This window comes from Hoeflea sp. 108, assembly GCF_000372965.1.
GTDB lineage: Bacteria > Pseudomonadota > Alphaproteobacteria > Rhizobiales > Rhizobiaceae > Aminobacter.
The window spans coordinates 5,129,917-5,152,012 of record NZ_KB890024.1; the positions used below are offsets into that span (position 1 = coordinate 5,129,917).

Here is a 22,096-nt window from a genome sequence, read left to right on the forward strand (position 1 = left end):
TCCGGCTTCGATAGTCTGCCGCGGCAGCTGATCGGCGAGCAGGGCGCTTCATTTGCCACTCGATGTCGCGCTGATTCGCCAGCCTTCAATCGTTTGAAAAAGACGGCTTCCGCCGCGGAAAAGCGTTTCCGCTTTGCTGGCCCATGGGCTAAGACAGGCGCGCTTGCGGCCTGCTTCTTAAGGCACGGCCATGCGGAGGAGCAGGTCATGATGCCATCGGCGCGGTTTCCGGATCTCGCAGGGCGCTCGGTGCTGATCACCGGGGGCGGATCGGGTATCGGTGCGGCTCTGACCGAGGGTTTCGTCCTTCAGGGCGCAAAAGTAGCCTTTATCGACATCGCCGAAGGGCCAAGCCATGAACTGCGTGACCGGCTGGCCGCCGAGACCGGCAACCGCCCGCTCTATCTGCGCGCCGACCTGACCGACATCGACGAATTGCGCAGCGCAGCCGCTGCCGCCGTCGAGGCGCATGGCCCGGTAACGGTGCTGGTCAACAACGCCGCCAACGACACACGCCACGAGGTGGCTGACGTAACGCCCGAAAGCTGGGACGCCAATCTGGCGGTCAATCTCAGGCCGCAGTTCTTCGCCATCCAGGCGGTAGCGCCAGGCATGGCGGCCGCTGGTGGCGGCTCGATCATCAATTTCAGCTCCACCGCCTACATGCTCAACATTGGCACCATGCCGGCTTACACCGCAGCCAAAGCCGCCATCGTTGGTCTGACCAAGGGCATGGCCGGCCGCTATGGCCCCGATCGCATCCGCGTCAACGCGGTGGCGCCGGGCTGGGTCATCACCGAGCGCCAGCGCACGTTGTGGGTGAACGAGGAAAACCTGAAAGAGCATATCTCCAGGCAGTGCATCCCCGACATGATGCTGCCCGGCGACATGGTCGGGCCGGTGCTGTTTCTGGCGTCGGATGCCGCGAAGATGCTGACGGCGCAGACGCTGATCGTCGATGGAGGACTGTTGTGAACCAGAATTCCAAGCCGGCGATTGCCGCCGTCGACTGGGGCACGACAAGGCTGCGCGTCTGGCTGCTGGATGGCAAAGGTGCTGTGCTCGACGAGCGCCGCGGCGACGAGGGGCTTTTGACCGCCCAGCACAAGGGTTTTGCGCCGATCCTCGACAATCATCTCGCCAGCATGGGCGCTGCCGCCGACTTGCCCGTTATCGTCTGTGGTATGGCCGGCGCCCGCCAAGGCTGGGTCGAGGCGCCTTATGTCGATGTGCCGGCCTCCTTGGCCGACATATTGGGCGCGGCGGTGCCGGTGCCGGGTATTTCGCGCGACGTCCGCATCGTGCCGGGTCTTGCCCAGCGCAAGGCCGGCGCGCCCGACGTGATGCGCGGCGAGGAAACCCAGCTGGCCGGCGTCGCCGCCGAGATCGGCTCGGGCAGCCATCTCGTCTGCATGCCCGGTACCCATTGCAAATGGGTCAGCGTCGATGAGGGCGCCGTCAGCGGCTTCGGCACCTGGCCGACCGGCGAGATGTTTTCGGTGTTCGCCGGCCATTCGATCCTCAGGCACTCGCTGGGCGAAAAGCCTGCGTCAGTTGCGCCCGACAGCGCAGTGTTCCGCGACTGGTGCCGCGAAGCGCTGACTGATGGCGACATCGGCGCGCGCCTTTTCAGCATACGCGCCGCAGGCCTGCTGTCCGGCCTCGGCCAGGCCGAGGCGGCTGCAGCGTTGTCGGGCCTGCTCATCGGCGCCGAGATCGCTTCGGCGACGCGCCGCTTCGGCAGGCGCGACACGCCTGTGGTGCTGGTGGGCTCTGGGCCGCTCGGCGCTCTCTATGCCGAGGCGCTGAGGCTCGGCGGGCGCTCGGTGCGCATCGCCGATGCCGACAAGGCGGTGCTATCAGGGCTGGTGGCCGCGGCGCGGCGCAACGGAATGCTTGTTGAGGGATGACGACATGACGGTTACCGCTCCATTTCCCGCACTTGGGCGCGGTCTCGTCGCCATCCTGCGCGGCCTCAAGCCGGAAGAAGCGCTCGATGTCGGCCGCGCCGTCTTCGACGCCGGCATAGAGGCGATCGAGGTGCCGCTCAACTCACCCGATCCGTTCCGCTCGATCGAACTGCTGGCCAAGGCGCTGCCGGCAGCACTGGTGGGCGGCGGCACGGTGGTGCGCGGCGAGGATGTCGACCGGCTGAACGATGCCGGTGGGCGGCTGCTGGTCAGCCCCAACATCGACGCTGAGGTGATGGGCCGGGCGATGATGCACAAGATGGTGACGATGCCCGGCGTCTTCACCCCGACCGATGCCTTCCTGGCGCTCAAGCTGGGCGCCTCGGCGCTGAAATTTTTCCCCGCGAGCGTGCTCGGGCCTGGCGGCATTGCGGCCATCCGCGCCGTGCTGCCCAAGGAAACGCAAGTGGGTGTCGTCGGCGGCGTGTCGGAGGTCGACTTCGACGCCTATGCCAAGGTCGGCGTGCAACTGTTCGGGCTGGGCTCAAGCCTCTACAAGCCGGGCATGACGGCTGAAGAGGTGGGAGCACGTGCCAGCGCCGCGGTGGCCGGCTGGGACGCCATCGGCAAGGGAGCGTGAGATGAGCGGCGGCGTGATCCTTTCCGAAGAGACCTGTATCCTGGGCGAAGGCCCGACCTATGACGCGGCCACCGACACGCTTTACTGGTTCGACATCCTCGAAAGCCGTATGCTGACCAGGAAGCTGTCGGGCGGCAAGACGGTGCTCCACCAGTTCCAGGAGATGGCGAGTGCCATCGCCACCATCGACGCCGAGCGCCAACTCTTGGTGACCGAGACCGGCCTGCACATGCGCGATGCAAGGACCGGCAAGCTGTCGCCGCACATGTCGGTCGAGGCGTCGAATGCGGGCACCCGTTCCAACGACGCACGCGTACATCCATGCGGTGCGCTGTGGTTCAGCACCATGGGCAAGAAGGCAGAGGCCGGCGCCGGTGCGATCTACTGGTATTTCCGTGGTGAGGTGAGGCTGCTTTATCCGGCGATCACCATTCCCAATTCGATCTGCTTCAGCGCCGATGGCAGCGTTGGCTACTACGCCGACACCGCCCAGAACCTGCTCTACCGTGTCGACTGCGACGCCGACACCGGCCTGCCGACGGGCGAGCCGAAGCTGTTCGTTGACGGCAGGGCGAGGGGCGGCGGCATCGACGGTTCCGTGGTCGACCTGAACGGCACCTTGTGGAACGCTGTCTGGGGCGGCGCACGGGTCGATGCCTATGCGCCCGATGGCACCTTGGTCCGCAGTGTCGCGGTGCCTGTCTCGCAGCCCTCGTGCCCGGCCTTTGTCGGTGCCAATGCCGACCGCATGGTCGTGACTTCGGCGTGGGAGCACATGGATGCGGCAGCCCGTGCTGCGGACCCCCATGCCGGCAAGACCTTCCTGCTCGACATCGAGGTCAACGGCCGCCACGAGCCCAACGTGCTGATCTGACCTGAGGCAATTCCAGGAAAAGTGCGCAGCGTTTTCTGTCCGGAATTGCGCAAAAACAAAGTGAGGGAGGGGGGCCGCGTTTCGAAGAAAGGCGGAAACCCTCCAGGCATTGCCGGCGGCCCGATGTCGCTGGCGTGTTCGCCACAGGTCGGTTTTCCGGCACGTCCGCGTGGGCGCGGATGCGAATGTTGCTTTGCAATCGCCGCACGGGGAAAAATCCATGGCCGTAGGGAAACCGACGCTCTATCTGGTCCACGAGCCCGAGCGTGCCTGTTTCGAGGCTCTGCTGGCCGATGGCTTTGCCCGGCAGGCGGCATTCGAGATCTGTTCCTACCTCGCCCAGTCGACCGATCTTGCCCCCGAGTTCGATGCGATCGGCACTGCCTGCGCGGCACGTGGCCTCGATTTCCGCGCCGTGGAACTCGACGATGCCGCTGGGGTGCTTGAAACAGCCGACCGCGACCGGAGCCTTGTCTGGACCCTGACCGACGGCGTCGCCTATTTCCGCGGCGGGGCGGCGCCCGCACTTGCCCGGCTGAACGGCCTGCGCACGATAGGCGCCGACGACAGCCTGTTTGCACTCTGCCAGGACAAGTTCCGCTCGGGTGCGGTGCTTTCGGCTCTCGGACTTCCGGTGCCGCAGGCGGGGCTGGTGCGGGGGGGCGAATGGCTGGTCGAACCGCCTGTCTCGGTCTCAGGCTATTTCGTCAAGCCGAACCGGCTCGGCGCCAAGATCGGCATCTGGGAGGATTCGCGCATTGGCAGAGCAGGCGACGCGCTTGGGCTCGGCCGTCGCGTCTTCGATGCCTATCGTGACGAAGTGGTGGTGCAGCCCTACGTGGCCGGGCGCAATGTGCGGGCCAGCTTCCTGGCGGTCGATCCGAATGCGGGGGTGAATGTGCTGGGCATCAGCTTTGTCGAGTCGGGCGGCGACTTCCAAACCATGGCCGACAGCATGGCGCTCTATGGCGATACGGGCGCGGCCGCGCGCGACGAGGGCAGCTACCGCGAGCCGGAGCTGGTGCCGGTGGCATCGCTGCAGCCGCGTGCGGCCAAGACAATCGAAGGTATGGCCGCGCGGCTGATGGCAGGGCTCGGTCTGCGTGACGTCTTTTCCATGGACCTGCGCGTCGAGGCTGACGACACGGTCCATCTCATCGAATTCGAGGTCTGTCCTGGACTGCCCTGCTTCGACTTCCGCGCTTATTGCCGGATGCAATGGGGCATGAGTCTGGCGGAGGCGATGGCCGAGACGGCTGCACGGCGTTTCGATTAGCATGCAACCCGCGCCCGGAGGCGCGGGTTAGCTTCAGGTGCGCGCCATGCAGACCGAGGTGTGGCCTGAGCTGACGAAACCGATCTGCTGCGCTGCGGCCTTGGAAAGGTCGAGCACACGTCCCTTCACGAACGGGCCGCGGTCGTTGATGCGGACGACGACGCTTTTGCCGTTCTTCTGGTTGGTCACCCTGAGCTTGGTGCCGAAGGGGAGCGAACGGTGGGCTGCGGTCAAAGCCGATGGATTCATGCGTTCGCCTGACGCTGTCTTCGAGGTCAGGGCGTACCAGGAAGCGCCGCCGCATTGGGCCGAGGCAGTTCCGGTGGAGGCGAGAAACATCATGCTGGCGGCTGCTGCGGCCGCCGCGATCGCGGGCTTGGCGTTCTTCATCTTCTGGTTAATGCTCCGTTGATGGACACACGGAGCGGTTTCCAACGAAATGTGGCAGCGAATGGGGCAACCTTCGGGCGGTTCCGTGGCGAGCGCACACGTTTCGAATCCCAGGGTAACAGTCTGTCAGCTTACGCTAAGGTCATCTTGAGGAATATTTTCACACTTTCCGATTCTGCGGAGAGATCATCGGGAGATCAGTTGATTCTTGCCGATCAAAATATTCCTAGGAAATACTTCCGCTGCCGAGGCGATTCTGGGTAGCGGAAAAAGATGCTCGGGATGTTCGAAACAGGATGGAGGCAGAGATGAGAATGCTTGGCTTGACCATCTCCGGACTGGCCATGGCGATCGGCTTCATCTGGATATTGCAGGGCGCCGGTTGGCTCGGCGGCAGCTTCATGACCGGCGACCCAAAATGGTTGTGGATCGGACTTGCAACTGCCGCTGCAGGTTGTATCGGATGTGCGCGGTTCGCGCGTCGACGCGGCTAGCATGGGAAACGATCGCAACGACGAGGGACAATGACCGAAATCGGCATCACGGTCGCGATCTGCACGCGCAACCGGGCAGCACTGCTTGGGCGCTGCCTGGAGGCGCTGGCACGCGCCGACAAGCCTGCGAACCCTTTCGAGGTCGTCGTTGTCGCCAATGCCTGCAGCGACGACACGCTGGAGGTTGCCAGAGGGTTTGCCGGGCGGTTGCAGATCGTCGTTGAGGAAGAGCCGATCCCCGGCGTTTCCCTGGCGCGCAATCGGCTGCTCGGTCTCGTGAGGGGTCGATGGATCGTCTGGATCGACGACGATGCCATGGCCCGGTCCGACCTGCTGACGGCCTATGAGCGGGCGATAACGACCTCGCCGTCATGCGCCATCTTCGGCGGCACCATCCTTCCGGTCCTCGAAGGCAATCCGCCGGCCTGGTTGCTGGACGGCCTGCATGTTGTCGAGAATGCCTATGCGGCCCATCGCCCGGAGGCCCCGACCACGTTCGGCGATCCCGGCAGCAATGTTCCCTTCGGCGCCAACTACGCGATGCGCAGCGACGTGCAGCGCGCCTTCACTTTCGATCCACGTCTCGGCCGCCGACCGGAGGACCCCATGTGGGGCGGCGAAGAAACCATGTCGATCCGAGGCGCGCTGGCGGCGGGGCACCAGGGGCGCTGGGTGCCTGATGCCGTCGTCGATCACATCATCGGGCCGGAGCGCCAGACCGAGGAGTGGCTGTGGCGCTATTATCATGCCGATGGGCGGCTTTGGTCACCCGACAAGGGCAAATCTCTCAGCCGGTGGTTCAAGGCGGTCCGTGCCTATTTCCGCTACCGTCGTGCCAGGCACAGGGCTGCGCCGGCGGAATGGCTGGCTCTCCTTGTCAGGGCAGCCTCCCTGGCCGGTCGGGCCGGCGTCAGGCCGGAGCTCTGAGCCGGGGCCTGCCGTCACCGCCAGCGACCCGCCCTGGGCGCACAATGCCCAGCCAGGGTGCGGTGGGGCTGCGACGTTGGCGGCGTCGCCGGATTCATTGAATCTTTTGCCGTCTTCTGAGATAATATTCCCAGTGCGAAGAACGCCCGTTGAGGAGTTCGCAAGGCACGCCAAGTCCTCACGGGCGTTTGAGCTTTGCTCGAACGTAGCTTGTGAGGATCGTTGTCATGGCAACACTTGATCGTATGCCCTCTGGGCTCATGCAACACCGCCGCTGGGAAGACATCGCATCGATGATCCTCGGCGTCGCGATTATCATTTCACCGATGGTCTACGGCAATGCCGGCATGCCCAAGATGGTGGCGACGACAGCCATCGTTGGTGCCGTCGTGGTCGTTCTCGCTGGGCTGGAGCAGGTCTTCCTGCGACGCTGGGAGGAGTTCCTGTCGCTGCTGTGCGGTGCCTGGATGATTATCTCGCCATTCTTCTTCCAGTATGGCGGAACGCTGCGCAGCTGGCATATCGGCCTCGGCATCGCCGTGGCCGTGCTGGCCGTGCTGGAACTCTGGCAGGACCGCAACCGCAGCCTTGAAGCCTGACGCTTCATTGCGCGAGTGAACCTAGCCCCCGGACTTTATTGGGGCGGGGGCTTTCTTTCCTGCTCGGCGCATGGCCGAGAGTGGTCGTGCTGACGGCGGATCGGCCGGAAAATCGGGATCGACCTTCGGAAAGCAGGTTGTGCAGGGTCAGCCGTCTGGGCGCTTCTCTCTGATTGGCGGTTAGTTTCCCGTGCGGAATTTCAGGCAACAAAAAAGCCCGGCGAACCGGGCTTTTTGTAAGGTCCCGACGACAAGTCGTCCGACCTGAGAATTGGTGCCCAGAAGAGGACTCGAACCTCCACGCCTCGCGGCACACGGACCTGAACCGTGCGCGTCTACCAATTCCGCCATCTGGGCTGGTGGCGGTGATGTAAGCGGGCGAAGCGACTGTGTCAACGCGCTTTTTCAGCTTTTGCCGACGAATGTCGCAACGGGCCGGATTTGTCGCATTGCCGCCCGCTGCATGACGTAGGGGCGGCAAGCCCTTGAGCTTAAAGCAGCCGGAGCCGCCGGCGAAACGGGCGGCTCCATCGCATCGGCCCGGAAGCCGGAATCGGCTATCGGAAAGCACAATGCGCAGAATCAGCAGACTGGAGCGACTGTCGTGCGCCCGTTTGGGCGCACGACAGTCGCGTATGGATCAGGCCAGTACGTCCTTGGACGCGACGGTCGAATCGGCGTTGAGCTTGTAGACGATCGGCACGCCCGTCCCGAGCTCGAGCTTGACGATGTCGGGGCCCGAAATGCCCTCGAGCGCCATGATCAGCGCGCGCAGCGAGTTGCCGTGAGCCGCGACCAGCACCGTGCCGCCCGACAGGACGTGCTTTTGCATGTCGTGCAGATAGTAGGGCCAGACGCGGGCGCCGGTGTCCTTCAGGCTCTCGCCACCGGGAGGCGGGGTATCGTAGGAACGGCGCCAGATATGGACCTGCTCCTCGCCCCACTTGGCGCGGGCATCGTCCTTGTTGAGGCCGTTGAGGTCGCCATAGTCGCGCTCGTTGAGCGCTGCGTCACGGATGGTCTTGAGGTCGCTCTGGCCGAGCGCGTCGAGAATGTGCTGGCAGGTGGTTTGGGCGCGCGACAAAGCCGAGGTGAAGGCGATGTCGAACTTCAGCCCGCGCGCCTTGAGCTTCTCGCCGGCGGCCTTGGCCTCGGCGTGGCCCTGCTCGGTCAGGCCCGGATCGCGCCAGCCGGTGAACAGGTTCTTGAGGTTCCATTCGCTCTGGCCGTGACGGACGAGCACGAGGGTTCCGGACATTTTTGCTCCCTTGGGTGGATGGCTTGATAAAACGAGTTAGAGGCCGAGCACGTCGCGCATCGAATAGAGCCCGGGCTTGCGGCCATGCGCCCAGAGGGCCGCCTTGACAGCGCCGCGGGCGAAGATCGAGCGATCCTCGGCAAGATGCGACATGACGATGCGCTCGCCCGAACCGGCGAGGATGACCGAATGCTCGCCGACGACCGAGCCGCCGCGCAGCGTGGCGAAGCCGATGGTGCCCGCTTCGCGCACGCCAGTGTGGCCGTCGCGGACGCGCACGCTGTTGTCGGCCAATGCGATCTTGCGGCCTTCGGCGGCGGCTTCGCCGAGCAGCAATGCCGTGCCCGAGGGCGCGTCGACCTTGTGGCGGTGGTGCATCTCGAGAATTTCGATGTCGAAATCTTCGGGCCCGAGCGCCTGTGCCGCCTTCTCGACCAGAACGGAGAGGAGATTCACGCCGAGGCTCATATTGCCCGACTTGACGATGGTGGCATGGCGCGCGGCTGCCGCGATCCTGGCGTCGTCCTCGGTGGAGCAGCCAGTGGTGCCGATAACATGGGCGATGCGCGCCTGCGCGGCATAGCCGGCGAATTCGACTGTCGCAGCCGGCACGGTGAAGTCGAGCACGCCATCGGCCTTGGCGAAGGCGGCGAGCGGGTCGTCGCTGACGGCGACGTTGATGATGCCGATGCCGGCGAGTTCGCCTGCGTCCTTGCCGAGATGCGGCGAGCCGGAACGTTCGATCGCGCCGACGATGCGCACGCCATCCATGGCATGGACCGTCCGCAAGAGCACCTGGCCCATCCGCCCGGCCGCACCGACCACCACCAGACCCATCTCGCTCATGTCAGGCTCCCTGTCGCTGCGTCATGCAGCGCTTTTATGCAGTCTCTACCGTATCGTCGACCAGTCCCAGCGCCGCCTCATCGTGCAGATTGTGGAAGCGGGCGTAAATGCTGCTCGGGTCGGCCATCAGCTCGGCATGCGTACCTTGTTCCACCAGGCGTCCTTGCTCCAGCACCACGATATGGTCGGCATTGATGACCGTCGAGAGGCGATGGGCGATGACGATGGTGGTGCGCCCTTGCGTGGCGGTGGCAAGCGCTGCCTGAACGCGCGCCTCGGACTCGTTGTCGAGCGCCGAGGTCGCCTCGTCGAGCAAAAGGATCGGCGCGTTGCGCACCAGCGCACGGGCGATGGAGACGCGCTGGCGCTGGCCGCCCGACAGGGTTGAGCCACTCTCGCCGACTGCAGTGTCGTAGCCGTCAGGCTGCTCCAGGATGAAGTCGTCGGCGAAGGCTTGCTTGGCCGCGTAGCGGATGTCCTGGTCGGTGGCATCAGGACGGCCATAGCGGATGTTGTCGGCGATGGTGCCTTCGAACAGATACGGATGCTGCGAGACATAAGCGATCGACTGGCGCAGCGACCGCTTGGTGACGGTTGCGATGTCCTGGCCGTCGATGACGATACGGCCGCCGTCGAGATCGTAGAAGCGCTGCATCAGCGCGATCAGTGTCGACTTGCCGGCGCCCGAAGCACCGACGATGGCGGTGGTCTTGCCGCCAGCTGCGGTGAAGCTCAGGTCCCTGAGCACGGGCACGTCGTCGCCATAGCCGAAGGAGACGTTGTCGAAGCGGATTTCGCCCTTGCGCACGCTAATCTCCCTGGCATCGGGAGCATCTTCCTGACGCGGTTCCGTGTCGAGGATCTCGTAGAGCATGCGGGCGTTGACGAGCGCGCTTTCGAGACCGACCTGCGTGCGGGCGAGGCGTCGCGCCGGATCATAGGCGAGGATGAGCGACGTGATGAAAGAGATGACTGCGCCGGGTGGCTGCTGGTCGAAGACGGAACGATAACCGGCATAGCCGATGACAGCGGCGATGACGAAGCCTGCGAGCACATCCGAGATCGGCGACAGGCGCTCGGAGACGCGGGCGATCTTGTTTGAACGTGCCTCGACATCGCTGACCAGATGACTCATGCGTTTGGCGAGTTGGTCCTCCATCGTGAAGGCCTTGACGATCGCCATGCCCTGGACCGCCTCCTGCATCGAACCGAACAGACGTGCACCGACCAGGATTGCCTCGCGATTGAGGCGGCGCAGCCGGCGCACGAGGTAGTCGACAGCAAAGACCAGCGGCGGCCCGATCAGGAATGCGAGCAGCGACAGCATCGGATCCTGGTAGATCATGACGCCGACCAGCGCGACGAGCGATACCGCATCACGCGCGATCGACGTGACCAGGATGTTGAGAAGGTCACGAACGCCACTGACGTTCTGGTTGACCTGGGCGATCAACTGAGCCGAGCGCTGCGACGAGAAAAAGTCCATGCCGAGGTTCATGAGATGATCGAACACGCGGCGCTGGTAGCGGGCGATAAGGTTGTTGCCGACCTTGGCAAGTGTGACGGCCTGTCCGTAGGTGGCGATGCCACGCAGGCCGAAGGCGGCGATGATCGACAGGCAGATCGGCAGGATCAGGTCGGCACGACGCTCATAGAATATCTGGTTGACGACATCACGCATGATCCAGGCCGTAAAGGCCGTGGTGCCTGCGATAGTGAGCAGGAAGACAGCGGCCAGCGTGTAGTGCCTGGCGTAGTCGCGGCCATTTTCGGCGGCGACGCGCTTGATGACGCCGACGATCTCGCTCTGCGCGGCCTTGGGCGTCTGGTTTTGGTCGATGGTCAAACAGGTGGTCCGGTTCGGTGGGGCAAAAACTGCGCCCCTCATAAAGCATGAAGACCGAGGGGGAAACCGCCTTTTGGTCACTCACCTCGCGGTTGCGCCGTCACTGGCGGCCTGCACAGGTTGAGATTCTGGCTGTGCGCAGTTATGTTTTGGGCTGCCCCTGCCAGGCTTCAAAGTTCTTTCTTGCGAAAAAGCGATCCCATTTCATGGCAGATGCCTCCCTCCCTTCGAGCCGGCCAATTGTTTCCGTCTCAGGAAACAGCTTGATCGTCATCGTCGGATTTCTCTGCTTGATGCAAGCCGTCGTGCTGAGTTTCATTCGCGGCGGCACCAGCTATGACGGTGCCGAGCAGTTGCTCTACACCCAGAGCTTCGAATGGGGCTATGGCCGGTCGCAGCCGCCGCTCTACACCTGGATGCTGATCGCCGTGCAGCAACTGTTCGGCGTCACGCAGTTCTCGGAAAACCTGCTGAAGTTCGCCTCTCTCTTCGCCTTTGTCTTCCTGATGTGGCGGATCGGGCTCAAGCTCGGGCTCAGGCCTCCGGCGGCGGTCACCCTCGCCGTGTCGCCGTTCCTGATCGTCGAGATCGCCTGGGAAGTACAGCGGAATTATTCCCACACCGTCCTGCTGCTCGCACTCACTGCGGCCTTCGCGCTTGCCTATCTCCACACGCTCTCTGCCCGGAGCATGCGCGGCTATGTCGTCCTCGGGGTCATTTTCGGGCTGATGCTGCTCACGAAATACAACGCCGCGCTGTTCGTCCTGGCGCTTGTCGTGGCGGATCTCGCGGTGATGCGGCGCGAAGGTGTTTTCTGGACGGCCAAAGCGCTGTTGATCCCGGTTATCGCCGGAGGGCTCGTCGTCCCCCATGCCATCTGGGCCCTCGATCATCTTGATCACGTCCTGGCGCAGCAGGGGCGGTTTCGAATGGTAGCGGATGATCGGGCGGGGGCTCTCGTCAGCGGGCTGCTGGCCTATTTCCTTGCTTGCATCAGCATCCTGGGGCTTCCCCTGCTCATGATGCTGCCGCATCGCGGTTGGACCGCGATCGCGGCGAACTGCCGTGGGCGCAAGCAGGCTTTTGCACTCTGGACCCTTCTGTCCAGCGCCTTTGGACTGATCCTTGTGTTGGTTTCAGGGGCAACAAACGTCAATATCCGCTGGATGCTGCCGCTGGCGATCGCCGCGCTTCCGGTGCTGTGCGGTCTTGTGGCCGATGCCGATCCGCGCGCCAACAGGCATATCCGGACGCTCGCAATTGTGATGGCCCTGATTGCAACGCCGGGCCAGTGGATCGAAAGTCTGCGTGACGCGCGCAAGAACTACAATTACGACGAGCTTCTGCAGACGGCGGTCCAGTCGACTGGCGCGACCGAATTCCTGATCAACGACTATGCCATCCTGGCCAATCTCAGGCTCTACGACAGCGATGCCAGGATCGTTCACCAGATCATGCCGGCGGCGGGCTCGATGCCGCTGACAAATCCGGCAATGCTGTGGACCGGCGACGACGACGCGGAGCAGATGCTGCTTTTCGCGCGCGGGTTGGGCGCTTGTCCGGCCGAGCCTTCACCCCATACCTACATGATGCGCGCCGATCGCGGACAGGATCCGTTGCTCGTTCACTATCAGGATCTGAAAACCGACTGCGAACCTGCTGGCTAAGGCGCGGGCAGCGCCGGCGCTACACCCGCCAGCGGCGGTCGCCGGTTTCGATGCCGAAGAGATCGGGCGTTCGCGCATAAGCGGCAAGGCCCGCAAGGGCGGCGAGCGGGTGGGTGATGACATAGACCGGCATCGACGCCATCAGCTCGCGATGCGGCGCCTTGTCTTCGAAGGCTTCACGGAAATTGCCCTTCTTCAGCGCTGGCACGATCTTCTGGGCGATGCCGCCGGTGAGGAAGACGCCGCCCTTGCTTTTGAACACCAACGCCAGGTCGCCGGCGGTCCGGCCGAGGCAGGTGACGAACAACTCGAGCGCTTCGACCGCGATCGGGTCAGTGCCGGCCAGTGCGGCGGCCGTGACCTGCGCCGGATGGGTGAGCGTTGGCGTCTCGCCGTCGGCCAGGGCGACGGCGCGGTAGGTGTTGACCAGTCCGCGGCCGCAGAGGATTTGCTCGCCAGAGATGCGGCCTTCGAGCTTTTCGATATGCGGAAACACCTCGAAGTCGCGCGACGAGCGCGGACCGATGTCCATATGGCCGCCTTCGCCGGGAACCGGAATCCAGCGCCCGAGCGCATGGATCAGGCCAGCAACGCCGAGGCCGGTGCCGGGGCCGAGCACGACGCGGCCGGCACCCTGTTCGGGTTCGCCGCCACCGATCTTTTCCATGTGTTCGTCGCCGAGCGCCACGACGGCCAGCGCCTGTGCCTCGAAGTCGTTGAGAACAAGGATGTCGGAAAGACCTATGGTCGAAAACATCTGCCGGGGTCGCACCACCCAAGGGCAGTTGGTGAGCGCGATCTCCTCGCCCTCGACCGGGCCGGCCACCGCAAGCACGGCCGAACGTGGACGGATGGGCGAGCCGTCGAGCACGGCGAGGATGGCGTCGTCGATGGAGGCATAGCTGGCGGTCTGGACGATGCGCGGCTCGCCGGCTTCCTTGTCGGCGCTCTCGACGATGGCGAAGCGGGCATTGGTGCCGCCGATGTCGCCAATCAGGATCGGGAAGGGGAGCGCCTGTGCCTGTTGGCCCTGATGTGACATGCCCGGTTTCGTCCCCAGAATGCTCGCGACGGCGTTTAGCCGTTCTCTTGGTTTTCCAGCATGATCTCGGCGGTCGACCGGTTCAACGCCATGGGAATGTCGTAGACGATGGCGAGCCGCGTCAATGCCTTCACATCGACGTCATGCGGCATCGGCGTCAGCGGATCAACGAAGAAAATCAAGGCATCGATCTGGCCTTCGCTGATCAGCGCGCCGATTTGTTGGTCGCCGCCGAGCGGGCCACTCTTGAGCGGCGTCAGGTTGAGCTCCGGGCAGCTTGCCAGAATGCGCTGGCCGGTCGTGCCGGTGGCGACGATGTGACAGGTTTTCAGGAACTCCTGATGATCCCCGGCGAAGGCGACCATGTCGTCTTTCTTCTGGTCGTGGGCGATCAATGCGAGACGCAATGCGGGTGTCACAGGGCTTGCTGCCGTCACTATCTAAATCGTTTGAAATCAATAGACCGATTTCCGGCGATTTGGAAGCGCCGCAGCAAACCCTCCACGCCCCTCACTTGTTGGCCGGACGCGGGCGCGGCAGCGGAATGTCGGCTGGCGGACGCGGTGCGAACGCATTGGCCGATGCCGGCGTGCCGGGATCGGTGATGACAGGCGTTTCGGCCACCGCTGGTGCTGCCGGGGCGGGCGTCGCCGCATATTCGCTGCCGCCAGGGCCGTGGTAGGTGACGGCAGCCTCATTGACCGGCGAGGGCGCGTTCAACACCGCGCGGCATTCTTTTGGCATGCTCGCCATCGTCATGATGTCACGCGCCTTGGGCTTGGCCGGGCCGGTGGCAGGGCGCCACGGCTCCTCGGTGAACCACCAGGCGAGCGACTTGTCGCAGCCATCGCCGCGCGGCGTCGGATCCTGCTCCTTGCAACCGACAGACCCGGCCTGGCAGCCGATGCGGACATGGAAATGATAGTCGTGGCCCCAGAACGGCCGGACCTTGCGCAGCCACGAGCGGTCGCCGGTGACGGTATCGCAGAGCTTCTTCTTGATGCCCGGATTGACCAGGATGCGCTCGACCTCGGGGTAGCTCGCGGCGCGCTCGAGCAGGCGCGTATGAGCAGGCGTCCAGCGCTTGTCGATGACCAGATGGGTCTTTTCGTTGACCATCGACACCGCGCTCATGTTCTCGCGCTCGGTTGGCGACAGCCTGCGGTCGGGCATCGGCGTCAGCCAGATGTCGGCGTCCAGGCCGATCTGGTGCGAAGCGTGGCCTGACAGCATCGGGCCGCCGCGCGGCTGCGAGATGTCGCCGACCAGCAGGCCAGGCCAGCCGTCCTGGGTGGCGTCGCGGGACAGCTTTTCGATCAGCGCGATCATCTTGGGATGGCCCCAGCGGCGGTTGCGCGACAGCCGCATCGCCTGCCAGGTCGGCCCGTCGGTGGCAATCGCCACGCCGCCGGAGAAGCAGCCCTTGGAGTAGAAGCCGTAGGAATGGGGCGCAGTCGCCGCCGGCAGCTTTTTCCCGCCAAACAGGTCCTTGGCGAGTTCAGATGCGCTGGCCGCCTGCATGTCGAGCCCGACCAGGCCGAGCGTCGCCACGGCCATCGCCAACCGCGCCACCTTGCCCGGAAATCCGCTGAAAAATGCTGTCATGGGGTCCAATCCTCTCCGAAGACCTTGCGCTGCCGTGGTTACCGAAAGGTAAAATGCGGGCAGGTCGCCCCGATCAAATGTCCGCTCCCATACGGCTATTGCTGCCGCATCGGACTGCGCTTGTCGCCGTCGCCTTCGCCGCGCCAGCTGCCTTCGGCCCACATGCGATCGAAGGCGGCGCGATAGTTCGGGTAGCGGAAATCATAGCCGGTGGCCCGGATCTCGGTGTTGGCGACACGCTTGTTCTCGCCATAGAAGGACCGCGCCATGGGCGAAAGTTGGGCAGTCTCGAAGGGAATTTCGGGTGGAGCCTCGACGCCCATCAGCTTGGCGGCATAGGCGACGACATCCTGCGGCGGTGCCGGCTCGTTGTCGGTGACGTTGAAGACGCCGCCGCGGTCGGCCTCGATCAGATGCCACAAGGCGCCCGCTATGTCGTCGACATGGATGCGGTTGAACACCTGGTCTTGCTTGACCAACCGCTTGGCGGTGCCGTTTTCGAGATTGACGAAGGCATTGCGGCCAGGGCCGTAGATACCGGACAGGCGCAGGATCGCCACCGGTCGGCCGGCTTTCTCGCCGAGGTCGTGCCACTGGTTTTCGGCCTCGAGGCGTGCCTGCGAACGTCCCGACTTGGGATGGCAGGCGGCGGCCTCGTCGATCCACTTGCCGCCATAGTCGCCATAGACGCCGACGGTCGAGAGGTAGCCGATCCAGCGCAGGCGCGGCATGTGGTGGAGGATAGTGTCAAGGGCGACGTCGAGCACCGGGTCGCCGGCATCGCCAGGCGCGGCTGAGATGACCAGTTGGGTGGTCTCCGCGAGTTTCGCGCGGATTTCCGGCGTCAGCTTGCCGTCGAACAGCAGCGGCTCGATGCCGGCGGCTTCGAGCGCTGCGAATTTGTCGGGCGAGCGCGTCGTGCCCGATATGGCAACGTCGGCGGGTGCCTGCCTGGCAAACGCCTTGCCGGAATAGCCGGCGCCGAAGATGAAGACTTTTTGTTCGCTCATGCCTGTGCCCCCGTGCCTGCCTGCCCTGCCAGCGCCGCCCGCCATTCGGCGACGACGTCGGTCTCGGTTTCGGACTTCAGCGCCTGTTGCGCAAGAGCGGAAAACGCCGCTCCCGGGTCGAGCCGCGAAAGCGCCCATATGGCGGCCCCACGGACCAGCGGCGAAGCATCGGTGAGCAGCGCCCGGCATGGCCCCGCGAGGCTGGCGTCTGCGGAGTTGCCGGCCGCGATCAGCACGTTGCGCACGAAGCGGTCGCGGCCGACGCGCTTGACCGGCGAGCCGGAGAACAGGGCGCGGAAGCCGGCATCATCAAGCGCCAGCAGTTCGGCAAGACGCGGCTCGCGCAGGTCGTCGCGGGCCGCAAGTTTCGCTTCCGAAGCGGCCTGGGCGAATTTGTTCCATGGGCAGGCGGCAAGGCAGTCGTCGCAGCCATAGATGCGGTTGCCGATCTTCTCGCGGAATTCGGCCGGGATCGGCCCCTTGTTCTCGATGGTCAGGTAGGAGATGCAGCGCCGGGCGTCGATCCGGTAGGGCGCCGGGAAAGCATCGGTCGGGCAGGCATCGAGGCAGGCCCGGCATGAGCCGCAATGGTCGCCCTCTGCATCGTCGGATTCGAGTTCGGCTGTCGTGAAGATGGTGCCGAGGAACAGCCAGGAGCCGAACTCGCGGCTGACGAGATTGGTGTGCTTGCCCTGCCAGCCGAGCCCTGCGGCTTCCGCCAGCGGCTTTTCCATGACCGGTGCGGTGTCGACGAACACCTTCACGTCGCCTCCAGCGCGGGACACGATCTTGCCGGCGATTTCCTTGAGTCGACCCTTGATGACGTCGTGGTAGTCGCGGTTGCGGGCATAGACCGAGATCGCGCCGCGGTCGGCCATGGCCTGCAGGGCGCGCGGATCGCCGTCGGGGCCGTAGTTCATCGCCAAGACGACGATGGAGCGCACCTCGGGCCACAGCACTGACGGGGCGGCGCGGCGTTCGAGCGTCTCTTCCATCCATGCCATCGAGCCATGCAGGCCTTCACTGACGAACTGGGCGAGGCGCGCAGGGGCGAGCGGGATGGCGTCGGGCCGCGTGACGGCCACGGCGGCAAAGCCGGCGCGGGTGGCTTCGCGCTCGATCAGCTGGCGCAGGGCCTTGTCAGAAGTCGAGGTCCGCATAGTGCGATGCCGGTGTCAGCCCGCGTACCCGGTCGGAGAGGAGCGGCCGGAAGGATGGTCGCGATTTGACACGCGTGTACCATTCGCGCGCCGAGGAATATTCGCGCCAGTCGATCTCGCCCAGATAGTCGAGCACCGAAAGCGATGCGGCGGCGGCAAGATCGGCATAGGTGATGCGCGGGCCGGCGAGCCAGTGGCGCGTGCCAGCCAGCCAGTTGGTGTACTTCATGTGCTGGCGGATGTTGGCGCGGGCGGCGCGGATGGCGCCCGAATCGGGCGAACCGCCGCCGGCAGCCTCGGGCATATGCGGCTTCAGCACGCGCTCGCGCACGAGATGGCGCGTCACTTCGCTCTCGGTCTTGGTGAGATACCAGTCGGTGAGGCGGCGGATCTCGGCGCGCTCCATCGGGTCCTCGGCGAAGAGCCGGCGCTCGCGCTTCAGCACGCCGCGCGTCTCGTCGATATATTCGGAAATGATCATCGCGCCGACGATCGGCACGTCGCCTTCGGCAAGCAGCACCGGCAGCGTCCCGGCGGGATTGAGCGACAGGAATTCCCGGCGGCGTGTCCAGGGCTTCTCCTCGATCAGCGCCAGCTCCTCGCCATACTCGCCAAAGGCGAGGCGGATGAAGCGGCACGTCGCAAACATCGGGTGGTGGAAAAGCGTCAGCATGGTCCTGCGGAATTTCGTGATCGACGGTGCTCTGGCGAATCGCCTGCCGCGCCGCTAGAGCTTTTGGGCCCGGTGCGCCGGGCTCACGGGCGCCCCGACCTATAGGGGGAGTCCTGCCCTATGACAAGCAATCGCGAATGAACGATCTCGCGGGGATGCAATGGATAGCCAGATAATCGACGCACTGCTTCTCGGACTGCTCGAGGGCCTCACCGAATTCATCCCGGTTTCGTCAACCGGTCATATACTGCTGGCCGGGCACTTCCTCGGCTTTGAATCCACTGGCAAGACTTTCGAAATCCTGATCCAGCTCGGCGCTATCCTTGCCATCCTGTCGGTTTATTCGGCGCGGCTGTGGCGCATGCTGATCGACCTGCCCCGCGACCCTGGGACGCAGCGTTTCGTAGCCGGCATCCTCATCGCCTTCCTGCCTGCAGCGGTGATCGGGGCGTTGGCGCACGACTTCATCAAGACCGTGCTGTTCGAATCGCCGCGCCTGATCTGCACCATGCTGATCCTCGGCGGCATCGTGCTTTTGTTCGTCGACAAGCTTGACCTCAAGCCGAGATACGGCGACGTCACCAAGTTCCCGTTGTCGGTCTATCTCAAGATCGGCTTGTTCCAGTGCCTGGCGATGATCCCCGGCACCTCGCGTTCGGGCGCCACCATCGTCGGTTCGCTGCTGATGGGCGTCGAAAAGCGCGCTGCTGCCGAGTTCTCGTTCTTCCTCGCCATGCCGACCATGGCCGGTGCCTTCGCCTACGACCTCTACAAGAACCGCGGCATCCTGTCGGCGTCCGACCTTCCGATCATCGGCATCGGTTTCATCGCCGCCTTCATCACCGCGCTGTTCGTCGTCCGCCACCTGCTCGACTACGTGTCGCGCAATGGCTACGCGCTGTTCGGCTGGTGGCGCCTGCTGATCGGCGGCGTGGGATTGATTGCGCTGATGGTCTGGGGCTGACTTTTTCCTTTCCCACCAGGGGAGAAGGGAAAGAGGCGCGCTTATCCCAGGCCCATCAGTCCCCTTCGCGAAAGGTCGAGTGCCAGCACGGTGATGGCGATCTTGAACCATTTGCGGAAGCTTTCCTCCGGCATGCGCTCGAGCAGCCTTGTGCCGTAGACGGTGCCGAGGAAGCCGGAGACGATCATCGCCGCGATCAGCGGCATCCATTCGGCGAAGGCGAAGCCGGCAAGCCCGAAAACCACGATCTTGAGCCCGTGCTGGGCCACCATGCCGGCGGCATGGGTGGCGACCAGTGCCTTGCGATCATTGGCGAAGAACTGCGCGAACAGCACCGACACCAGCGGCCCTGTGGCGCCGACCAGCATGCCGAGCAGCGCGACCACCACGCTCGCGACCGCCAGCCCGGCGCGCGTCAGCTTTTCGATGCCGGGGATCTTGGTCCAGGTGATCGCGATGACGAAGGCGCCGAGCACCAGCTTGAGCAGCGCGTCGGGCAACTGGATCACGACGAAGGCGCCGATGATGGCGCCCACCACCGAGCCGGCAATGAAGGGAGCGGCGACGTCCATGCGCACATTGGCGCGCTGGTGCCAGGCGCGGCCGGTGTTGGAGCCAAGTTGCACCGCGCCATGGACGGGGATGAGAGCCGCGACCGGCACGAACAGGCCCATCAGCGTCAGCATGGCGATGCCGCCGCCGACGCCGAAAGCGGCCGTCAGCGCCGAGGTGAAGGCGCTGGCAATGACGAGCAGGACCGCGATGACAGGATCGAGGCCTTCAGGCAGGAGGGCGGCGAGGGCCTGCATCAGGCCCCGGCCTGCGCTCAGGCCTCGGTTCTGCGGGTGAACTGGCCGGCGGAGCGGTAGCGCCAGAGGTAGCTCGGCAGGATCGACGCCGTGGTCTTGGGTGCGATGCCGACAGCCGCGATGGTGCGGCCTTCTTCCTGGGCGGCCTTCGACACGACGTTGTCGGAGCGCAGCAGTAGCACCTGATCCTTGGTCAGGAGCGGGTTGGGCAGCATGCCGAGCACCGAGGCCTGCATGTTTGCGACCCACCACGGCACGGCCACCAGGCCGCGCTTGCGGTCGACGACCTCAAGGATCTCCTCCATGCACTCACGGAAGCTCAGCACCTGCGGGCCGCCGATCTCATAGATGGTGCCGCCCTTGACCTTGCCGTCGACGGCGCGCGCCACCGCTTCGGCGACGTCGCCGACATAGATCGGCTGGAAGCGCGTCTCGCCACCACCGATCAGCGGCAGGAAAGGCGAGAAACGGGCCATGTTGGCGAAGCGATTGAAGAAGCCGTCCTCGGGACCGAAGACGATGGACGGGCGATAGATAACGGCGTCGGGCAGGGTATCCTGCACGGCCCTTTCGCCGCGGGCCTTGGTCTGGGCGTAGAGCGAAGCCGACTTTTCGTCGGCGCCGAGCGCGGAAACATGGGTCAGCGTCGCACCCGCTGCGCGGGCAGCCTCGGCAACGGCGCGGGCACCGAACTCCTGCACCGTCGAGAAGCGCTGGCGGCCGCTCTCGTGCAGGATGCCGACCAGGTTGACGACATGGGATGCGCCCTGGACGGCGCGGTCGACCGACCAGCGTACGCGCAGATTGGCCTGCACCGGTTGGATCTGGCCGACATTACCGAGCGGCTGGACATGGCCGGCAAGATCGGGCCGGCGGCAGGCGACTCGCACCAGATAGCCGCGCTTTGCCAGCGCCCGGACGACGTGGCGGCCAAGGAAGCCGGACCCGCCGAAGACGGTGACGAGTTGCGGGGTCTGGAGGATTTCGGTCATCGCTGGCTCCGTTACGCCTGAACGGCTTGGATTGTCAGCGTTTCTTAGCCCGTTTCGCAAAAAAGGCAATCATTGTGCGACCGCTCGGAACTGCCCGCGCCGCTCTGGCGCGGGCTGGTGGATCGCCTTGGGAGGCAATCGGCAAGCTTGTCTAGAATTCGCGTCCGATGCGGGCGTCGACGGAGTGGCGGTTGCCGCCGCGGATGACAAAAAACAGGAAGATAGCGGCCCACAGAAGCGACTTCTCCGCGCCCTGATAGCCCTGGCCCATGGTGACCCAATGGAACCAGACGGTGACCAGAAGAACGAACATGGCAGCGAAGGATGCCGGCCGGGTGAACAGGCCGATTGCGATCAGGATGCCACCGAAGAATTCGGTCGCGGACAACAGCAGCGACCAGAAGGCGCCGGGGTGAAAGCCGAGGCTCTCGACCATGCCGGCGGCGCCGAACGGGTCGACGATTTTGGTTGCGCCATGGGTGACGAGAGCAAGGCCGGCGACGACGCGCAGGATAGTCTCGGCGCTGTCGCTGAGGTTGGCATAGAGCCCGCCGAGTGCGGGGATGAAAAGACGGCGGCCGGAATTTTCGGTCGTCAGGGTCAAAGGCATGTCTCCTGGTGGGGGCGATGCTTGTTTGGATATTGCAATGCACCAACGCCCGACCGGTAGCTTCACGGTCAAGTCAACAAGGTTTGAAGATAATATGATTAACATACTCATATTTTAAGAAAATTCGGAACCCGACCGGCATTGAGGCGTTCCCCAATCAGTGCGGCATGCCAGTCGTGCCTATCCCGAAAGGAGAAAAGCGATGAATTGGAACCAGATCGAAGGCAATTGGGAGCAGTTCAAGGGCAAGGTTCAGAGCCATTGGGGCAAGCTCACCGACGACGATCTCGATGTCATCAAAGGCAAGCGCCGCGAACTCGCCGGCCGGCTCCAGGCACGCTACGGCAAGGCCCAGGACGAGGCCGAGAAGGAAATCGACAGCTGGCTGTCGCGGCATTAGCCAAGAACGAGATGCGGCGGGCCAAACGGCCCACGAGGACGAAGCCCCGCTTTTGGCGGGGCTTTTTCTTTGCCACAACCTGGGCGGGAGAAGGCAGAAAACCC

Annotated in this window: 24 protein-coding genes and 1 tRNA gene; 11 read left to right on the forward strand and 14 right to left on the reverse strand. The window is 64.6% G+C overall.

Annotated features, from left to right (window positions below; translation table 11 throughout):
• Positions 1-207 precede the first annotated feature (207 nt).
• The 5 genes from B015_RS0125490 (at position 208) to B015_RS0125510 (ending at position 4,700) form a co-directional block, all read left to right on the forward strand.
• Positions 208-975, forward strand: coding sequence for an SDR family oxidoreductase (locus B015_RS0125490; RefSeq protein ID WP_026227722.1), 768 nt, complete (start codon positions 208-210; stop codon positions 973-975).
• On the forward strand, positions 972-1,910 hold the full coding sequence (locus tag B015_RS0125495) for a 2-dehydro-3-deoxygalactonokinase (RefSeq protein WP_018430597.1): 939 nt from the start codon (positions 972-974) through the stop codon (positions 1,908-1,910). The genes B015_RS0125490 and B015_RS0125495 overlap by 4 nt, the downstream gene beginning before the upstream one ends.
• Before the next feature lie 4 nt (positions 1,911-1,914).
• The gene (locus B015_RS0125500) at positions 1,915-2,550 is read left to right on the forward strand and encodes a 2-dehydro-3-deoxy-6-phosphogalactonate aldolase (RefSeq protein ID WP_018430598.1); all 636 of its coding nucleotides are present in this window, start codon (positions 1,915-1,917) and stop codon (positions 2,548-2,550) included.
• A 1-nt stretch (position 2,551) separates the two neighbouring features.
• Entirely contained in the window at positions 2,552-3,424 is an 873-nt protein-coding gene (locus tag B015_RS0125505) for an SMP-30/gluconolactonase/LRE family protein (protein ID WP_018430599.1), read from the forward strand.
• 220 nt (positions 3,425-3,644) lie between these two features.
• Positions 3,645-4,700, forward strand: coding sequence for a hypothetical protein (locus B015_RS0125510; protein ID WP_018430600.1), 1,056 nt, complete (start codon positions 3,645-3,647; stop codon positions 4,698-4,700).
• 33 nt (positions 4,701-4,733) lie between these two features.
• On the opposite strand, the gene B015_RS0125515 is transcribed toward B015_RS0125510, so the two are convergent.
• Positions 4,734-5,090 carry a septal ring lytic transglycosylase RlpA family protein gene (locus B015_RS0125515; RefSeq protein ID WP_018430601.1) on the reverse strand — a complete coding sequence of 119 codons (357 nt, stop codon included), beginning with the start codon at positions 5,088-5,090 and terminating at the stop codon, positions 4,734-4,736.
• Between the two features lie 314 nt (positions 5,091-5,404).
• Here B015_RS0125515 and B015_RS0125520 point away from each other — a divergent pair, with 314 nt between their 5' ends.
• The 3 genes from B015_RS0125520 to B015_RS0125530 all read left to right on the forward strand — a co-directional run bounded on the left by B015_RS0125520 (position 5,405) and on the right by B015_RS0125530 (position 7,110).
• Positions 5,405-5,584: a hypothetical protein gene (locus tag B015_RS0125520; protein ID WP_018430602.1), complete on the forward strand. Its 180-nt coding sequence runs from the start codon at positions 5,405-5,407 to the stop codon at positions 5,582-5,584.
• A 30-nt stretch (positions 5,585-5,614) separates the two neighbouring features.
• Positions 5,615-6,511 (forward strand): glycosyltransferase family 2 protein, encoded by an 897-nt coding sequence (locus B015_RS0125525; RefSeq protein ID WP_018430603.1) that lies wholly within the window; start codon positions 5,615-5,617, stop codon positions 6,509-6,511.
• A gap of 227 nt (positions 6,512-6,738) precedes the next feature.
• On the forward strand, positions 6,739-7,110 hold the full coding sequence (locus B015_RS0125530; RefSeq protein ID WP_157632829.1) for an SPW repeat protein: 372 nt from the start codon (positions 6,739-6,741) through the stop codon (positions 7,108-7,110).
• A 272-nt stretch (positions 7,111-7,382) separates the two neighbouring features.
• On the opposite strand, the gene B015_RS0125535 is transcribed toward B015_RS0125530, so the two are convergent.
• From B015_RS0125535 to B015_RS0125550, 4 genes are all read right to left on the reverse strand, one after another.
• A tRNA-Leu gene (locus tag B015_RS0125535) sits at positions 7,383-7,467 on the reverse strand.
• 283 nt (positions 7,468-7,750) lie between these two features.
• Positions 7,751-8,368, reverse strand: a complete 618-nt coding sequence (locus tag B015_RS0125540; protein WP_018430605.1) for a 2,3-bisphosphoglycerate-dependent phosphoglycerate mutase — start codon at positions 8,366-8,368, stop codon at positions 7,751-7,753.
• Positions 8,369-8,404: 36 nt separating this feature from the next.
• Positions 8,405-9,214 (reverse strand): 4-hydroxy-tetrahydrodipicolinate reductase, encoded by an 810-nt coding sequence (gene dapB / locus B015_RS0125545; protein ID WP_026227724.1) that lies wholly within the window; start codon positions 9,212-9,214, stop codon positions 8,405-8,407.
• A 34-nt stretch (positions 9,215-9,248) separates the two neighbouring features.
• Positions 9,249-11,060, reverse strand: coding sequence for an ABC transporter ATP-binding protein (locus B015_RS0125550; protein ID WP_018430607.1), 1,812 nt, complete (start codon positions 11,058-11,060; stop codon positions 9,249-9,251).
• Positions 11,061-11,107: 47 nt separating this feature from the next.
• Between B015_RS0125550 and B015_RS0125560 the strand changes: the two genes are divergently transcribed.
• Positions 11,108-12,727, forward strand: a complete 1,620-nt coding sequence (locus B015_RS0125560; protein WP_081623536.1) for a glycosyltransferase family 39 protein — start codon at positions 11,108-11,110, stop codon at positions 12,725-12,727.
• 19 nt (positions 12,728-12,746) lie between these two features.
• Here the strand turns inward: B015_RS0125560 and B015_RS0125565 are convergent, their stop codons facing one another.
• From B015_RS0125565 to B015_RS0125590, 6 genes are all read right to left on the reverse strand, one after another.
• A complete protein-coding gene (locus B015_RS0125565; protein WP_018430610.1) occupies positions 12,747-13,769 on the reverse strand; it encodes a glucokinase in 1,023 nt (340 codons plus the stop codon).
• Between the two features lie 35 nt (positions 13,770-13,804).
• Positions 13,805-14,188, reverse strand: coding sequence for a methylglyoxal synthase (locus B015_RS0125570; RefSeq protein WP_026227725.1), 384 nt, complete (start codon positions 14,186-14,188; stop codon positions 13,805-13,807).
• A 91-nt stretch (positions 14,189-14,279) separates the two neighbouring features.
• Positions 14,280-15,374, reverse strand: a complete 1,095-nt coding sequence (gene mepA, locus B015_RS0125575; protein WP_018430612.1) for a penicillin-insensitive murein endopeptidase — start codon at positions 15,372-15,374, stop codon at positions 14,280-14,282.
• Positions 15,375-15,469: 95 nt separating this feature from the next.
• Positions 15,470-16,384 (reverse strand): SDR family oxidoreductase, encoded by a 915-nt coding sequence (locus B015_RS0125580; RefSeq protein ID WP_018430613.1) that lies wholly within the window; start codon positions 16,382-16,384, stop codon positions 15,470-15,472.
• Positions 16,381-17,544 carry a tRNA epoxyqueuosine(34) reductase QueG gene (queG, locus tag B015_RS0125585; protein ID WP_018430614.1) on the reverse strand — a complete coding sequence of 388 codons (1,164 nt, stop codon included), beginning with the start codon at positions 17,542-17,544 and terminating at the stop codon, positions 16,381-16,383. Before queG ends, B015_RS0125580 begins: the two co-directional genes overlap by 4 nt.
• A complete protein-coding gene (locus B015_RS0125590; protein ID WP_018430615.1) occupies positions 17,525-18,217 on the reverse strand; it encodes a glutathione S-transferase family protein in 693 nt (230 codons plus the stop codon). Before B015_RS0125590 ends, queG begins: the two co-directional genes overlap by 20 nt.
• 160 nt (positions 18,218-18,377) lie before the next feature.
• On the opposite strand from B015_RS0125590, the gene B015_RS0125595 reads away from it, so the two are divergent.
• Positions 18,378-19,181, forward strand: a complete 804-nt coding sequence (locus B015_RS0125595; RefSeq protein ID WP_018430616.1) for an undecaprenyl-diphosphate phosphatase — start codon at positions 18,378-18,380, stop codon at positions 19,179-19,181.
• Positions 19,182-19,222: 41 nt separating this feature from the next.
• Here B015_RS0125595 and B015_RS0125600 read toward each other — a convergent pair whose 3' ends face one another.
• The 3 genes from B015_RS0125600 to B015_RS0125610 form a co-directional block, all read right to left on the reverse strand.
• Positions 19,223-19,990: a sulfite exporter TauE/SafE family protein gene (locus B015_RS0125600; RefSeq protein ID WP_018430617.1), complete on the reverse strand. Its 768-nt coding sequence runs from the start codon at positions 19,988-19,990 to the stop codon at positions 19,223-19,225.
• Between the two features lie 17 nt (positions 19,991-20,007).
• Positions 20,008-20,982 carry a complex I NDUFA9 subunit family protein gene (locus B015_RS0125605; RefSeq protein WP_018430618.1) on the reverse strand — a complete coding sequence of 325 codons (975 nt, stop codon included), beginning with the start codon at positions 20,980-20,982 and terminating at the stop codon, positions 20,008-20,010.
• A gap of 151 nt (positions 20,983-21,133) precedes the next feature.
• A complete protein-coding gene (locus B015_RS0125610) occupies positions 21,134-21,586 on the reverse strand; it encodes a DoxX family protein (protein WP_026227726.1) in 453 nt (150 codons plus the stop codon).
• A gap of 208 nt (positions 21,587-21,794) precedes the next feature.
• Here B015_RS0125610 and B015_RS0125615 point away from each other — a divergent pair, with 208 nt between their 5' ends.
• Positions 21,795-21,992, forward strand: coding sequence for a CsbD family protein (locus B015_RS0125615; protein WP_018430620.1), 198 nt, complete (start codon positions 21,795-21,797; stop codon positions 21,990-21,992).
• Positions 21,993-22,096 lie beyond the last annotated feature (104 nt).